The organism is Streptomyces sp. NPDC020780, assembly GCF_044334475.1.
In the GTDB taxonomy this organism is placed as follows: Bacteria; Actinomycetota; Actinomycetes; order Streptomycetales; family Streptomycetaceae; genus Streptomyces.
Window position 1 is genome coordinate 628,189 of record NZ_JBIRTB010000003.1, and the last position, 14,856, is coordinate 643,044.

The 14,856-nt window shown below is 72.2% G+C and carries 11 protein-coding genes; 4 read left to right on the forward strand and 7 right to left on the reverse strand.

Annotated features, from left to right (window positions below):
• Positions 1 to 34: 34 nt before the first annotated feature.
• On the forward strand, positions 35 to 928 hold the full coding sequence (locus tag ACH4VO_RS08835) for an ATP-grasp domain-containing protein (RefSeq protein ID WP_360996776.1): 894 nt from the start codon (positions 35 to 37) through the stop codon (positions 926 to 928).
• 99 nt (positions 929 to 1,027) lie between these two features.
• Here ACH4VO_RS08835 and ACH4VO_RS08840 read toward each other — a convergent pair whose 3' ends face one another.
• The 5 genes from ACH4VO_RS08840 to ACH4VO_RS08860 are packed head-to-tail and all read right to left on the reverse strand — an operon-like array spanning position 1,028 to position 5,845.
• Positions 1,028 to 2,029, reverse strand: a complete 1,002-nt coding sequence (locus ACH4VO_RS08840) for a proline racemase family protein (RefSeq protein ID WP_360996774.1) — start codon at positions 2,027 to 2,029, stop codon at positions 1,028 to 1,030.
• Positions 2,030 to 2,031: 2 nt separating this feature from the next.
• Positions 2,032 to 2,928 (reverse strand): dihydrodipicolinate synthase family protein, encoded by an 897-nt coding sequence (locus tag ACH4VO_RS08845; protein WP_360996771.1) that lies wholly within the window; start codon positions 2,926 to 2,928, stop codon positions 2,032 to 2,034.
• A gap of 19 nt (positions 2,929 to 2,947) precedes the next feature.
• Positions 2,948 to 4,393 (reverse strand): NAD(P)/FAD-dependent oxidoreductase, encoded by a 1,446-nt coding sequence (locus tag ACH4VO_RS08850; protein WP_360996768.1) that lies wholly within the window; start codon positions 4,391 to 4,393, stop codon positions 2,948 to 2,950.
• Entirely contained in the window at positions 4,386 to 4,640 is a 255-nt protein-coding gene (locus tag ACH4VO_RS08855; RefSeq protein ID WP_360996765.1) for a (2Fe-2S)-binding protein, read from the reverse strand. Before ACH4VO_RS08855 ends, ACH4VO_RS08850 begins: the two co-directional genes overlap by 8 nt.
• Entirely contained in the window at positions 4,637 to 5,845 is a 1,209-nt protein-coding gene (locus tag ACH4VO_RS08860) for an FAD-dependent oxidoreductase (protein ID WP_360996763.1), read from the reverse strand. Before ACH4VO_RS08860 ends, ACH4VO_RS08855 begins: the two co-directional genes overlap by 4 nt.
• A gap of 106 nt (positions 5,846 to 5,951) precedes the next feature.
• Between ACH4VO_RS08860 and ACH4VO_RS08865 the strand changes: the two genes are divergently transcribed.
• From ACH4VO_RS08865 to ACH4VO_RS08875, 3 genes are all read left to right on the forward strand, one after another.
• Positions 5,952 to 6,659 carry a GntR family transcriptional regulator gene (locus ACH4VO_RS08865; protein WP_360996760.1) on the forward strand — a complete coding sequence of 236 codons (708 nt, stop codon included), beginning with the start codon at positions 5,952 to 5,954 and terminating at the stop codon, positions 6,657 to 6,659.
• A gap of 372 nt (positions 6,660 to 7,031) precedes the next feature.
• Positions 7,032 to 7,310 (forward strand): oligopeptide/dipeptide ABC transporter ATP-binding protein, encoded by a 279-nt coding sequence (locus ACH4VO_RS08870; protein WP_398440907.1) that lies wholly within the window; start codon positions 7,032 to 7,034, stop codon positions 7,308 to 7,310.
• Between the two features lie 334 nt (positions 7,311 to 7,644).
• Entirely contained in the window at positions 7,645 to 10,242 is a 2,598-nt protein-coding gene (locus ACH4VO_RS08875) for a collagenase (RefSeq protein ID WP_360996758.1), read from the forward strand.
• A gap of 225 nt (positions 10,243 to 10,467) precedes the next feature.
• Here the strand turns inward: ACH4VO_RS08875 and ACH4VO_RS08880 are convergent, their stop codons facing one another.
• Together ACH4VO_RS08880 and ACH4VO_RS08885 are read right to left on the reverse strand one after the other, a co-directional pair.
• Positions 10,468 to 13,602, reverse strand: coding sequence for an SMC family ATPase (locus ACH4VO_RS08880; protein WP_360996755.1), 3,135 nt, complete (start codon positions 13,600 to 13,602; stop codon positions 10,468 to 10,470).
• A complete protein-coding gene (locus ACH4VO_RS08885; RefSeq protein WP_360996753.1) occupies positions 13,599 to 14,765 on the reverse strand; it encodes an exonuclease SbcCD subunit D in 1,167 nt (388 codons plus the stop codon). Before ACH4VO_RS08885 ends, ACH4VO_RS08880 begins: the two co-directional genes overlap by 4 nt.
• Positions 14,766 to 14,856 lie beyond the last annotated feature (91 nt).

The window sequence follows — 14,856 nt, forward strand, 5'->3', positions numbered from 1 at the left end:
CTGGCCGCGGGGCGGTTCGAGGAATGAGTCACCGATGGTGCCGCCCGCTTTCCTGTTCTGCCGCGACCCCTTGCGCCCGGGCCGCCCGGACCCGGCGTTCGCCCGGGAGGCGGCCGCGGCGCGCGGGGCCGGTGCGCGGATCGCCCTGATCGATCACGACGCGCTGCTCTCCGGAGACCCGGAGGAGGCGCTGGGCCGGGCCGTACGGCGGGACTCGGGGGCGTACTGGTACCGGGGCTGGATGGTCCCGGCCGGCCGTTACGAGGAACTGGAGCAGGCGCTCGCCGCGCGTGGCTGCACCCTCCTCACGAGCGCCTCCTCCTACCGCACCGCTCACGAACTCCCTGGCTGGTACGCGACGTTCGCGAACCTGACTCCGCGTAGCGTCTGGGGCGCGCCGTCCGAGGCCGCCGCGCTGCCGGAAGCCGCGGCCTGGTCGCGGCTCGCGGGAGGGCTGGGTTCCGGGCCCGGCATCGTGAAGGACTTCGTGAAGTCCCGCAAGCACGAGTGGGAGGAGGCGTGCTTCGTGCCTGAACTGTCGGACACCGACCGGCTCACCTCCGTCGTCGCCCGCTTCGTCGAACTGCAGGGCGAGTACCTGACCGGCGGTGTGGTGCTGCGGGCCTATGAACCGTTCGTGGCCGGCGGTGAGGCGCGCGTGTGGTGGGTGGACGGGTCGGCGGTCCTGGTCACCGCCCACCCGGACACGCCCGGCCAGGTGCCCGCCCCGGCGCTCGACGCGGTCGGCGAGGCCGTGCGCCTTCTCGGCTGCCGGTGGGTGACGACCGATCTGGCGTTGCGGACGGACGGGGTGTGGCGGGTGGTGGAGGTCGGGGACGGCCAGGTCAGCGGGCTGCCCGCTGGGGAGGACGGCGAGGACCTGTTCGCCGCCCTCCTCGCCGTCCGAGCCGGACACCGCGCTGGGTGACGGCGGCCGATGCCGCGGGGCGGTAGACATCGGGGCTCCCGTGATGAGGGTGGGGCTCTCGGCCATCCGCGTATGCCGCGGGGCGGCATACGCGGTCGCTCAGAGGGCGAAGCCGGCCGGATAGGGGTCCGATGGGTCGAGCAGGTACTGGGCGGTTCCGGTGATCCAGGCACGGCCGGTGACGGAGGGCAGAATGGCCGGCCGGTCCCCCACCGACGTGCCTCCCAGGATCCGTCCGACGAACCGGGAACCGATGAAGGACTCGTTGACGAACTCCTGGCCCACCGACAGCTGCCCGCGCGCATACAGCTGCGCCATACGGGCGCTGGTGCCGGTGCCGCAGGGCGACCGATCGAACCATCCGGGATGGATGGCCATGGCGTGCCGGGAGTGCTCCGCGGTCGATCCGGGAGCCTCGAGATAGACGTGGTGGCACACGTCGATGGCGGGGTTCTCCGGGTGGGCCACGGGGCTCTGCTCGTTGATCGCGTCCATGATGGACAGTCCCGCCTCGAGCAGCCGCTGCTTGTGCGTCCGCGCGAAGGGGATGCCGAGGTCGTCGGTGCGGACGAAGGCGTAGAAGTTGCCGCCGTAGGCGATGTCGTAGGGCACCGCACCGTAGCCGGGGACGTCGACGACCTGGTCGAGTGCGTGGCAGTAGGAGGCCACGTTCTCCAGAGTCACCGACTCGGCGTGGCCGTCGCGGACCCGCACCCGGGCGGTGACCAGGCCCGCCGGTGTGTCGAGCCGTACCAGGGTCTCCGGCTCGACGACCTCGACCATGGCGGTCTCGACGAGGACGGTCGCGACGCCGATGGTCCCGTGCCCGCACATCGGCAGGCAGCCGGAGACCTCGACGAAGAGCACGCCGAAGTCGGCGTCCGGCCGGGTCGAGGGCTGAAGAATGGCCCCCGACATCGATGCGTGCCCGCGCGGCTCGCACATGAGCAGCGTGCGCAGGTGGTCGCGTTCGGCGACGAACCGCTGCCGTCTCTCGAACATCGTCGCCCCCGGAAGGACACCCACACCTCCCGTGATCACACGGGTCGGCATCCCTTCCGTGTGCGAGTCGACCGCGTGGTAACAGACGGTCGAGCGCATCGTCAGTTCACCCCGGCGTCGATGAGGCCCTGGGTGACGGCGCGTACGACGGCCTCGGTCTCAGGGCTCAGCGGCTGCCGCGGCGGGCGGCAGAGGCCGCCCCGGCGGCCGATCATCTCCTGGCCGAGCTTGATGACCTGGACGAACTCCATCTTGCTGTCCCACCTCAGAGCCGGGTGCAGCTGGCGGTAGAGCGGCAGCGCCGTCTCCAGGTCGCCGGCGACCGACGCGTGGTACAGCGCGAGGCAGGCCTTGGGGAACACCTGGGGGTAGCCGGCGACCCAGCCCTTGGCGCCGGCCAGGCCGACCTCCAGGAGGGTGTCGTCGGTGCCGATCATCAGGTCGAGGCCGGGCGCGAGCTCGGAGATCTCGTAGCAGCGCCGTACGTCGCCGGAGAACTCCTTGACGCCGACGATGAGACCTTCGGCGTACAGCTTGGCCAGCAGTTCCGGGCGCAGGTCGACCTTGGTGTCGATGGGGTTGTTGTACGCGGTGACGGGCAGGCCGACCGAGGCGACCAGTTCGAAGTGCTCCAGGACCGCGCGGTCGTCGGCACGGTAGGCGTTGGGGGGCAGGCACATGACCGCCTGACAGCCTGCGTCCTGGGCGAACTGCGCGTGCCGCCTGGCTTCGGTGCCGCCGTAGGCGCCGACGCCCGGCATGACGGTGAATCCCGCGGGAGCGTTCGCGACGGCCGTCTCCACGACGCGGTCGCGCTCCTCGTACGTCAGCGTCTGGTACTCGCCCAGCGAGCCGTTCGGCGCGACACCGTGCAGTCCCTGCTCGGCGAGCCAGGCGACGTTGTCGCCGTAGGCGGCGAAGTCGACGGTGAGGTCGTCGCCGAAGGGCAGACCGGTCGCGACGATGACGCCGTGCCAGGGCTTGCGGGTCTCGTTCATGAACACTCCTTGTCGGTGGTCAGAGCCGTCCGTGCGGTGTCGACGGTTGTTCGTCGAGCCCGGCGAGGGCCCCGAGGGTGACGGGCGTCGCCACGAGCCGTTCCGCGGGCACGTATGCCTGCTGGTGCGCTGTGAGGCAGTGCACGGCGGGCCCGCACATCCGCCCCTGGCACCAGCCCATACCGGCCCGGGTCAGCTGCTTGACCTGCCGGTGGTCATGAGCGCCTCCGTCGGCGCAGGCGGCCCGGACCGTTCCCGCGGTCACCTCCTCGCAGCGGCAGACGACGGTCCGGTCGGTCAGCCACGAAGGCCATGCCGGGGGAATCGGGTGGGCAAGACCCATCGCCCGGGCGAAGGCGCGTTGCCTGGCCACTGCGGCGCGCACCGCGCCCAGGCGCCTTCTGCTCAGCACGGGGGCCGCACCCGCGTCGGCGAGAACGGATGCGGCGGCAAGGCGTCCCTCGCCCACCGCGAGTGCCGCCCCGCCCACTCCGCATGCCTCACCTGCGGCGTAGAGACCGGGAACGGTGGTGCGCTGCCCGTCGTCGACGGCGACGACCGAGTTGCCGTCCGCCGACGCCGCCAGCGCACAGCCCAGGGGGAGGAACAGGTCGAGTTGCGGTGTGAATCCCCAGCCGACGCCGACGGTGTCGACGTCGACCCGCCGTTGCGTGCCCGGGCGCGGCCTGCCGTCGGATGTCAGCGAGGCGATCCGGACCGACGTCACCCGGGCGCCGCCCTCGGCTCCGACGATCGCCGTGCGCGGGAGGATCCGGATACGGTGGCGTGCGAACGCGGCACCGTACCCGGCGCCCTCGGCCCATCGGCCCGGGTTGCGCAGCAGCGGGCCCGGGTGCCGCAGCCACGCTCGTGGATCGGCTGCCTCGCACACCATGACCACGTCGACTCCGCGCGCCGCGAGGCCGGCCGCCACCGGCAGCAGGAACGGGCCGGTTCCCCCCAGCGCCACGCGGCTGCCGGCCGCGACTCCGCCGCCCTTGAGCAGTGCCTGGAGGCCTCCGACAGTGAGCACACCCGGCAGGTCCCATCCCGGGAAGGGCAGTTGCCGGTCGTAGGCCCCGGTTGCCACGAGGAGCCTGGGTGCGCGCAGGACCACGGCCCTCTCCCGGGGCGCGTCACGCCGGTCGACCGTGTGGACCGCGAATCCGCCGTGTTCGCGGACGACGGACCACACGTGGTGCGCCAGACGCAGTTCGAGCAGCCCCGCCGCTCGACCCGCCGCCAGCGCGTCGCACAGGACGCGGTACCGGCGCAGCCCATGGTGCAGGTCCTTGGTCGCGATCGCGGCTCGCGCGTGCTCCGGCGGATGCCGCCAGAACTGACCGCCGACGGCGGTGCCGGAATCCACCAGCACGACGCGCAGCCCACCGGCTACAGCGGCGGCGGCCGCGGCCATGCCGGCCGGCCCGGCGCCCACGACGACGAGGTCCTGCGGCTCACCCATCGTCACCCTCCTCGGTCGTGACGGTCATCTCCGGGCGTGCCGGCACCAGACAGGCACGCTGCCCGCCGACGCCGTCGATCGTCACGAGGCAGTCGAAGCAGACGCCGATACCGCAGAAGATGCCGCGCGGGCGGTGGCCGACGCGGGTGGTACGCCAAGCGACCCGGCCCGAAGCCACGAGGGCTGCGGCAACGGTCTGTCCCTCGACGAACGGCAGGGGCTCGCCGTCGATGATGATCGTGCTCACGTCGGCGCACCTCCGCAGGTGAAGAAGCGGTCGGGTAGAAGAGCGGTGTATGCCGCCGGGTCGGCGCCGCGCCAGGGGCGGCCGAGCAGGTGGGCGGTGACCAGCGCGCCTGTCGCGGGGGCGAGTCCGATACCCGCCCCTTCGTGCCCGCACGCGTGTATGACGTGCGGGACGCGCGGATCGGGGCCGACGACCGGCAGATGGTCGGGGCAGTACGGGCGGAACCCGCGGTAGGCGCGGATCAGGTGGACCTTCCTCAGAAAAGGGAAGAGCCGGCACGCCTGCGCGGCGAGCGTGGTGAGCACGGCGGGATTCAACGTCATGTCGAAGCCGACGCGTTCGCGGCTGGCGCCGATGAGGATGGTGCCGCCGCGCGTGCCTTCGACCACGCAGGACGTCTCCAGGCCCGCACCGGAGGAGGCGACGTTGGCGACGTAGTCGGCCGAGTAGACCTTGTGGCGGACCATCGGCGGCAGCGGTTCGGTCACCAGGACGAAACCCCTGCGTGGCAACACCTCGATGGGTGCGCCGAGCCGGCGGCCGACCTCGCCTCCCCAGGTCCCGGCGGCGTTGACGACGGCATCCGCGAACAGTAGGTCGCCCGTCGCCGTCCGCACTCCCGTGACCCGGTCGTCCCGGCCGGCTGTGGCCGCGGTGACCTCGCCTGTCAGCAGGCGCGCACCGCGTGCCACGGCGGCGTTCAGGAGCGCGGCGGCCGCGAGGACGGGCTGCACCTGCGCGTCATCGGGGTAGTGGACGCCGCCCGGGATACCTGGTGCGAGATGGGGCTCCAGATCACGGACGTGTTCGACCGGCTCGACGCGGACACCGGCCGCCGCCTGTCGCGCGGCGAACGCGTTGAGCGCCGTGAGACCTTTGGAGGTTCCGGCGACGACCAGCCCGCCCTTGTGTTCCAGTTCGAAGGATTCCGGTCCGATCTCCTCACCGGCCTCTTCCCAGAGCGTGCGGCTCAGGCGGGCCAGGGAGAGCTCCGGGCCCGGTTCCTTGTCGGAGACAAGGATGTTCCCCTCACCGCGGCTCGTCGTTCCGGCGCCGACAGGCCCGCGGGCGATGACGGTGACGTCCATGCCCGCCGCAGTGGCGTGAAAGGCGCACGCGGCACCGACGACGCCCGCGCCCACCACGACGACCTTGAGGGTCACCGACTCCTCCTCCGCAACGGCCAGTGCAATGTCACATGCCATTTCTCAGGCTATACATCCGGATGACCCGAAGACAATGGCCAGGGCCTGGGCAACGTGACATTGTATGGTGGGGAGGTCATCGGGCTGGATACACGGAGGAACGACGATGCCGCATCTCGAACCGCAGGCGATCTCCGTCCAGACTCATCTACGCGATCAGGTCGCCACCGCGCTCCGGTCAGCTCTCATCGCGGGCGAACTTCGTCCGGGTGTCGTCTACTCCGCTCCCACCCTGGCGGCGCAGTTCGGCGTGTCCGCCACTCCGGTGCGCGAGGCCATGCTCGATCTGACCAGGGAGGGCCTGGTCGAAGCGGTGCGCAACAAGGGGTTCCGCATCACGGAGATGACCGACCAGGACCTCGACGAGTTCACCGAGATCCGGACGTTGATCGAGGTTCCCACCGTGGGCCGCGTCACCGCAGTGGCGAGCGTCGATCAGCTGGAGGCCCTGCGACCGCTGGCCCAGCAGATCGTGACGGCGGCTCAGGAGCACGACCTTCTGAAGTACGTCGAGACGGACCACCGGTTTCATCTGGAGTTGCTGGCCCTGGCCGGCAACCACCACCTCGTGGAGGTGGTCGGCGACCTGCGCAAGCGCTCACGCCTGTTCGGGCTGGGCAGTCTGAACGAGACGGGCCGGCTGGTGGCCTCCGCTCAGGAGCACGTCGAACTCCTCGACCTGATCGCAGGCGGCCGGGCGCAAGAGGCGGAGGACTGCATGCGCCGCCATCTCTCACACGTGCGCACCCTGTGGGCCGACGGACGAGCGGAAGCCGAGGAGCGCAGGCTGGCTCTTCGACTCGGCAACCGCTGACGTTCTCGCCGGCCCTGCGGGGGCGGCACGGCGTGCGCCGGAGACGAGACCTTCGCGCCGCGCATACACACCGGCCATGGACACCCCCTGCGACCGCCGCCACCCCGGTCACGCAGAGCGGCAGCGTGTCCCCGCCACCGGGCCCGGAGTACGAGTCGCACACGGTGACACCCCTCCCCACGCTCTCCAGGGGGCCAGGCCTGTGCCTCGACATCGCCCGCACACCGGCCACCGGTCCCCGGACCGTTGTGACCGACACCCCCGTCTCCGCGCTCGACACCTGCTGGAGCACCTGCAGCGTGACTCGGGTCCCGGTCTCCTCCCCCTCGCCCACGACCGGGTGGCATTGACGCACTCGGCCGCATCGCCGGGATCGGCGACAAGCGGGATGCGTACGGAGCTCCGGCCCACCCGGACACCCAGGCGCCACTTTCCGCCGTTCCGCTCCCCGATCCGGTCGCGGAGCACCACCGTGAACACCTCGCGCTCCTCGGTGACCCGCCGAGCCCGGCTCCGCCGCCCAGCGGCTGCACCTTCCCGCGCCACCCCAGGGCGCAGGAGAGCTGCCGCGCCCGGCGGCCCGCGCCGGCGGCCGTCGGTCCGGGAGCCCGCCCAGCCGCCGAAACCCCTTCCCCGACGGCTGACAGCTGACGGCTGACGGCTGACGGAGCAGCCGGTACCTGAACCGGAGAGCAGGCGGGGTGGATCCGGACCGTGCGCCGCGGCCCCCTTCCGCGTGCCCGCTCTTGACCGACGCACGGCTTCCGTACGCCACGCGGCGCCCCTCAGTTCCCCACGATGACTTCCCCAAGATATGTGACGTGTGCAATGGTACATGGCACAGGTCGTGGCCATGTCAACCATGGACGCCGGTCGTGCTCCCGTCAGGTCGGCCGCATGGCGCTTCCCGGAACGCGGCCACCCCGCCTATCCCCCACAGGCCACACACCGCGTGGCCCACCCCCCTCTCGGAGGCATAGTGAGAATGTCACTCGTCCGGCGAAGTCTGAGCGCGGCGCTGCCGCTGGCCCTGACCGCCGCCATGGGTGCCGGTCTGCTGGCGCAGCCGGCCAGCGCCCGCACCGGAGCCCCGGTGGCTGCCGCACACGCTGCGGCAGGGAGTGAGAAGCACTCCGGTCCCCCGCCCGCGGCGCAGTCCGCCCCAGCGGAGACCGGGCACGTCAGCGAGGGACGTCTGAAAGCGTCCGAACTCCCGCCGCTCGCGGCGAGCAAGGACGCCCTCAAGGAGTCCTACGACCGGCCCGAGAAGCCGCCGGTCCGGGCCTCCGTGTCCGAGGAGACGACGCCCAAGGGCACAGCCGGCAAGAAGTCTGCCGCCGCAGCCGCCGCGTGCAACGTCTCCGACTTCACCAGCCGCACCGGCAGCGCGCTGGTACAGCAGATCAAGGCGTCCACGACCGACTGCGTCAACACGCTGTTCGACCTCACCGGAGGGGACGCCTACTCCGCCTTCCGCGAAGCCCAGATGAGCACAGTCGCCTACGCCCTGCGCGACGGCTCCGCGTCCTACCCCGGCAACTCCAGCACCGGTATGCCGCAGCTCGTGCTCTACCTGCGCGCCGGCTACTACGTCCACTACTACAACGCCGGCGCGGTGGGTGCATACGGCAGCACCCTGCAGACCGCCATCCGCTCGGGTCTGGACGCCTTCTTCGCCAACGCCCACTCCCGCGACGTCACGGACGCCAACGGCGAGACGCTCGCCGAGGCCGTCACCCTCATCGACAGCGCCGAGGAGAACGCCCGCTACATATACGTCGTCAGGCGGATGCTGGCGGACTACAACTCCTCCTGGCACGCCTCCCGCTGGATGCTCATCGCCGCCAACAACGTCTACACCGTCACCTTCCGCGGCCACCAGGTGCCCGAGTTCGTCACCGCCGTCCAGTCCGACCCCAGCCTGATCGACGCACTGTACGACTTCGCCTCCAGCCACCTCGCACTGCTGGGGACGGACCAGTCCTACCTCACGTCCAACGCCGGACGTGAACTCGGCCGGTTCCTGCAGCACTCCGCAGTGCGGAGCAAGGTCCGGCCCCTGGCCGTCGGCCTGCTGAACTCCAGCTCGATCACGGGCACCACCGCCCCGCTCTGGGTCGGCGTGGCCGAGATGACGGACTACTACGACAAGGCCGACTGCTCCTCCTACGGCACCTGCAACCTGCAGGCGCAGCTGGAGAGATCGGTGCTGGCGGTGACCTACCCGTGCAGTTCCACCATCACCGTCAAGGCCCAGCAGATGACCTCCGGTGAGCTGGCCTCCAGCTGCTCCAGCCTGCGCAGCCAGGACGCGTACTTCCACGACGTCGTGCGCGACAACGGGCCCGTCGGCAACGACAACAACAGCACCATCGAGGTCGTGGTCTTCGATTCCAGCACCGACTACCAGACCTACGCCGGTGCCATGTACGGGATCGACACCAACAACGGCGGCATGTACCTCGAGGGGGACCCGGCGGCAGCCGGCAACCAGCCCCGCTTCATCGCCTACGAAGCCGAGTGGCTGCGTCCGGACTTCCAGATCTGGAACCTCAACCACGAGTACACGCACTACCTCGACGGCCGCTTCGACATGTACGGGGACTTCGGCGCCGGCACCACCACACCGACCGTCTGGTGGATCGAGGGCTTCGCGGAGTACGTCTCCTACTCCTACCGCGGCGTCCCCTACGACGCGGCCATGACCGAGGCGGGTCTGCGCACCTACGCCCTGAGCACCCTGTTCGACACCACATACGCCAACGACACCACGCGCATCTACCGCTGGGGCTACCTCGCGGTCCGGTACATGCTCGAGAACCACCGCGCCGACATGGCCACCGTCCTCGGCCACTACCGGTCCGGCAACTGGAACGCGGCCCGCACCTACCTGACCAGCACCATCGGCACCCGCTACAACAACGACTGGTACACCTGGCTGGCGGGCTGCGCGGCCGGCAACTGCGGTGGCGGGGGCACCAACCCGCCCGGCAACCAGGCGCCCACCGCCGCGTTCACCACCGCCGTCCAGGACCTGAAGGTGACCTTCACCGACCAGTCGACGGACGCCGACGGCACCATCGCCTCCCGGTCCTGGAACTTCGGGGACGGCACCTCCTCCACCGCCACCGGCCCCAGCAAGACCTACAGCTCCGCCGGAACCTACACGGTGAAGCTGACCGTCACCGACGACAAGGGAGCCACCTCCACCGCCACAAGGACCGTCACCGTCAGCAGCGGCGGAGGCACCGGCACGGAATGCACCGGGACCGACCCCAGGGAGCTGGGCCAGAACTGCCGGCGCGGCAACCAGTCCGCCACCACCGGTGACTACGCCTACCTCTACCTCTACGTGCCGGCCGGCACCACCCAGCTGAAGATCACCACCGTCGGCGGCACGGGCGACGCGGACCTGTACTACAGCCCCAGCGGCTGGCCCAGCACCACCAGCTACACCCGGCGCACCACAGGGGCCGGCAACAGCCACACCCTCACCATCGACCACCCGTCGGCCGGTGCTCACTACATCAGCCTGTACGCCGTGAGCAGCTTCAGCGGCGTCACCGTCAGCACCGGCTACTGACCGACGGGCGCTGCGCCGAAACACAACTCCACCACGACCCGGGGTGGCTCCCCCGCCCCGGGTCGTGGTGGATCCGCCACGACCCGCAACACCGGCTGGGACCACGCCTACGCCGGGCAGTAAGAGGACGACGTCGCCGGCCTCACGGAGCGTGACGTCGTTCCTCACGCCCAGGTGTAGGGATCACCGGCATCGTGTACGCGTCGCCCCTCCCCCGCCGGGCGATCAGCCGCCGGTCGTGCCGGACGCCCGGTGGCGCACCGTCGACCCGTGCCGCTCCTTCACCACTTCGAGCTGGGCGGGGATCCGGCGGCGCAGGTCGGCCACGTGGCTGACGATGCCGACACTGCGGTCCCGTTCGCGCAGTGAGTCCAGGACGTCGAGCACCTCGTCCAGCGTCTGGTCGTCGAGGCTGCCGAAGCCCTCGTCGATGAAGAGCGTGTCCAGCCGTACGCCGCCCGCCTCGTCGGTCACGACATCGGCGAGGCCGAGTGCCAGGGCGAGTGAGGCGAAGAAGGTCTCGCCGCCGGACAGGGTGGCGGTGTCGCGCTCCCGGCCCGTCCACGAGTCCACGACGTGCAGGCCCAGACCGGCCCTGCGGCCACCGCTGCGCGCGTCGGAGTGGACCAGGGTGTAGCGGCCCGACGACATCCGGCGGAGCCGGGCCGTCGCCGCGGCGGCGACCTGTTCGAGGCGGGCCGCGAGTACGTAGGACTCCAGGCGCATCCTGCGTTCGTTGTCGGCGGAGGTGCCTGCGGTGAGCCCGGAAAGGCGGGCCACCCGTTCGTACTCCTGGCGCAGCGGCCCCAGAGCGCGCACCTCGTGCGCCACGCGCGCCGAAAGCCGGTCGAGCTCGGCGCAGCGCTCCTGAGCGGCGGCGAGCCCGGTCGCGCCGTCGCGCAGCAGCCGCGCCGACAGGTCGTACTCCTTCTGGGCGGTGGCCGGGTCGGCGGGCGGCCGCCCGGCGGCCGCCCGCGCGTCCTGCTCGGCGAGCCGGTCGGCGACGCCTGCGGACTCCGCCTGCCAGGCGTCGACGCGGTGCTGCAGTTCTCGCTGGGCGGTGTCGCTCAGGATTTTCGCCGCGGCGGCCTGCGGAGTGTCGAACCCGGCCCGGAAGGCGGCGTCGGCGAGGCGCCCGTCCGCTTCCTTGCGCTGCTCGGCGGCCCGCTGTTCGGCGCGGAGTGCTTCGGAGGCCCCGGCAATCAGCGCGACCTGCCGTTCGAGTGCGGCCGCGTGCGCGGCGACGGAGTCCGAAGCGCCGCGGGCGTGCAGGAGTTCGGCCTCCAGGACCGAACGTTCCCGGTCGAGTACCTCGCGCCGCGAGGTACGGGCCGCGGCACGCCGCTCGGCCTGCTGCCGGTCGTCCAGCCGTCCGAGGTGCTCCCGCTCGGCCGCGGCCAGGGCCTCCCTGGCCGCGTGCGTCCCTGCGGCCAGGCGGTGCGCGGCCTCGTGTTCCCGGGTCAGTCCGGCGACGGCCGCCTCGAGGACGGTCACGGAGACGTCCGCACCCGGGCGGGAGGAGCCGGGTCCGTCCGCGCCCGCCGGGTGCGGTGCGGCCGCCCCTTCGCCGGGCCGTGCCCCCTCGCCGGGGTGCGTTCCGTCGTCCGCGGCGTCCCCCCGGTCCGCGAAACCCGCGTCCGCCCGTGCCGCGGCCACGCGTTCACGGAGCAGTTCCAGGTCGCGTTCCGCCTCCGCGCGGGCCCGGTCGGCGCGCCGGTGATCCGCGAGAGCGGCTTCCTCCGTCGCCCGGTCCACGTGGCCGTCGCCGGGGCGGGCCGGCTCCGGGTGGTCGGCCGAGCCGCACACCCCGCAGGGCGCGCCGTCGACCAGTTGGGCGGCCAGCTCGGCCGCGATACCCCGCAGTCGCTGCTCGCGGAGCCCCAGCCAGGTCTCGTGCGCCGTCACCGCGCGTTCCCGGGCCGCCGTCAGGTCTTCCACAGCCGGCGCCTCCCGTTCCGCGAGGGCATCGCGCCGGCGGGCCGCTTCCAGTCGCCGGCGTGCCGGTGCGAGCCGGCCCGCCAGCTGTTCGGCCCGGGTGGCGGCCTCCTGGGCGACCTGGACGTGTGCGGTCAGCTCCTGGCGGGTGGCTTCCCACCCGGCCATCCAGTCCGCCGCCTCCTGGATCAGCTCTTCGTCGGCTCGGGACTGCCGTTCCAGGTCCGCCAGTTCGGCGTCGATCTCGCTTCTGCGCCGCTCGGCACGGCGGGCGGCGTCGAGGGCGCCCAGCTCCGCCCTGAGGCGGCGCTCCGTGCCGGCCAGTTGCTCGACTCCCGCGTCGGCCAGTTCCGGGGGCAGCTCGGCGCGTGACCGCTCCCGGGCCTCCCCGGCGATCCGGTGGGCCCGCTCGGCCTCGTCGCGGAGTTCGAGCGCCGGGGCGACACGGTCCGCCCTGCGGGCGTCTGCCAGCTGTTCGGCACAGCGGTCGTGCTCCGGCCGGCGCTCCTCCAGTGCCGCGGAGCGACGACGCGTCTCCTCGTACCGCTGCTGGAGACGGGCGAGTTCGCGCTCCGCCTCGAGCGCGAGGCGGGCAGTGGTGTTCCGGCTCTCCGCGCGGGACAGGGCGGACCGGGCGATGTCGAGCCGTTCGCGCGCGCCGGTGCGTGCGACCGCGGCCCATTCCAGTACGCCTTCGGCGAGTCCGGGCTCGCCCGGCCCGGCCCCGGGCAGTGCCGTGTCGTCCGCCGCGGGCCCGGCCGCCTGGGCGATGCGCTGGGCGAGGGCGAGGATCTGCTCGTCGCCGGCCCTGACCCTGGCCTCGGCGGCGCGGCGCAGTTCGGCCAGCCGCTCCTCCACGGCTGCGAACCTGCGGGTATCGAAGAGCCTGCCGAGCAGCTTGCCGCGGGCCTCCGCGTCCGCCCGCAGGAAGCGGGCGAAATCGCCCTGCGGCAGCAGCACGACCTGGCAGAACTGGTCGCGGCTCATTCCGATGAGGCCGCCGATCTCCTCGCCGATCTCCTGGTGGGAACGGCTCAGGGCCTGCCAGCCCTTCTCGGGGTCGTACTCGCGCAGTCCGCTCTGCGCCTTCTCGGTCGTGAAGCCGCCGCCCCTCCTCTTGGGGCGGAGCTGGGCGGGTGACCTGGTGACTTCCAGTCGGCGCCCGCCGACGGTCAGCTCGAGGCGTACCTCGGTCGGGAGGCCCACCGGGGCGTGGTCACTGCGCAGGGAGGTGCCGGGGCTCTGCCGGGCACCGGGCACGGCTCCGTAGAGCGCGTAGCAGACGCCGTCGAGCACCGACGTCTTCCCCGCACCCGTCGGGCCGTGCAGCAGGAAGAGGCCGGCCGACGACAGGGCGTCGAAGTCGACCTCCTGGGTGGCGCCGAAGGGGCCGAAGGCGGTGAGGGTGAGCTTGTGGAGTCTCAACGAGCCACCTCCTGCACGCCGTCCTGCACCCGTACGTCGTCGAGGACCCCCCGCAGCACAGCGCGTTCCGGCTCGGTGGGTCCGTTGCCGCCGCGTACGTGTGCCACGAAGTCCTCCGCGATCTGCTGGTCGTCGCGCCCCTTCAGCCGTTGCCCGTACGAGTCCGGCGGGTCCCCGGCGGGCCGCTCCGGCTCGAGGACGAGGCTGAGCGTGTGCGGGAAGCGCTCCAGAAGGCGGGCCATCGGCTCCTCCGGCCGTGCGGGGTCGGTGAGGGTGGCCTCCACCCACGACTCCTGATGCCGTGCGAGGGCGGGATCGTCGAGCAGCGTGGACAGACGCCCACGAAGGCGCGCGAGCGGGCGCGGGACGGGGCAGTCGACGCGTTCGGCGGTGATCTCCCCGCCGGCGCCGATGTCGGTCAGCCACATCGTCTTGCGGTGGGTGTGTTCGGAGAAGGAGTACGGGAGCGGGGAGCCCGAGTAGCGGACCCGCTCCGTCACGGTCTGGCAGCCGTGCAGGTGCCCGAGCGCGACGTAGTCGACCCCGTCGAAGACGCCCGCGGGGACGGCGGCGACTCCACCGACGGTGATGTCGCGTTCGCTGTCGCTCGGTTCGCCGCCCGCGACGAACGCGTGAGCGAGGACCACGGAGCGGGTGGTGTCCGAACGGGTCGCGAGATCGGCGCGCACCTGGTCCATGGCGGCGGCGAGGACCGCCTCGTGCCCCGTCCTCGTCGCGCCCAGCGTGTCGCGGACCAGGGCGGGTTCCAGGTAGGGGAGCCCGTAGAACGCCACCTCGCCGTGCGCGTCGGCCAGCACGACGGGGGTGGCGCACCCGCGGGGGTCGGTGCGCAGGTGGATGCCCGCCCGGGCGATCAGCCCGGCACCCACGCCGAGCCTGCGGGCCGAGTCGTGGTTGCCGGAGATCATGATCGTCGGCACGCCGGCGGCGGCCAGCCGGTGGAGCACGTCGTCGAACAGCTGGACGGCCGAGAGAGGTGGCACGGCCCGGTCGTAGACGTCGCCCGCCACCACGACCACGTCGGCCTCACGGTCCCGTACCGTCCGCACGAGGTGGTCGAGAAAGAGGGCCTGGGCGTCGAGCATCGGCACGCGGTGGAACGACCGCCCCAGGTGCCAGTCCGAGGTGTGCAGGATCCTCATGCCCTCACTCCGACCGCTCCGACCGCTCCGACCGCTCCGACCGGCATGTTCCGTCTCCTCCGCCCCCTGGGCCGCACCGGCCCCTCCCCCC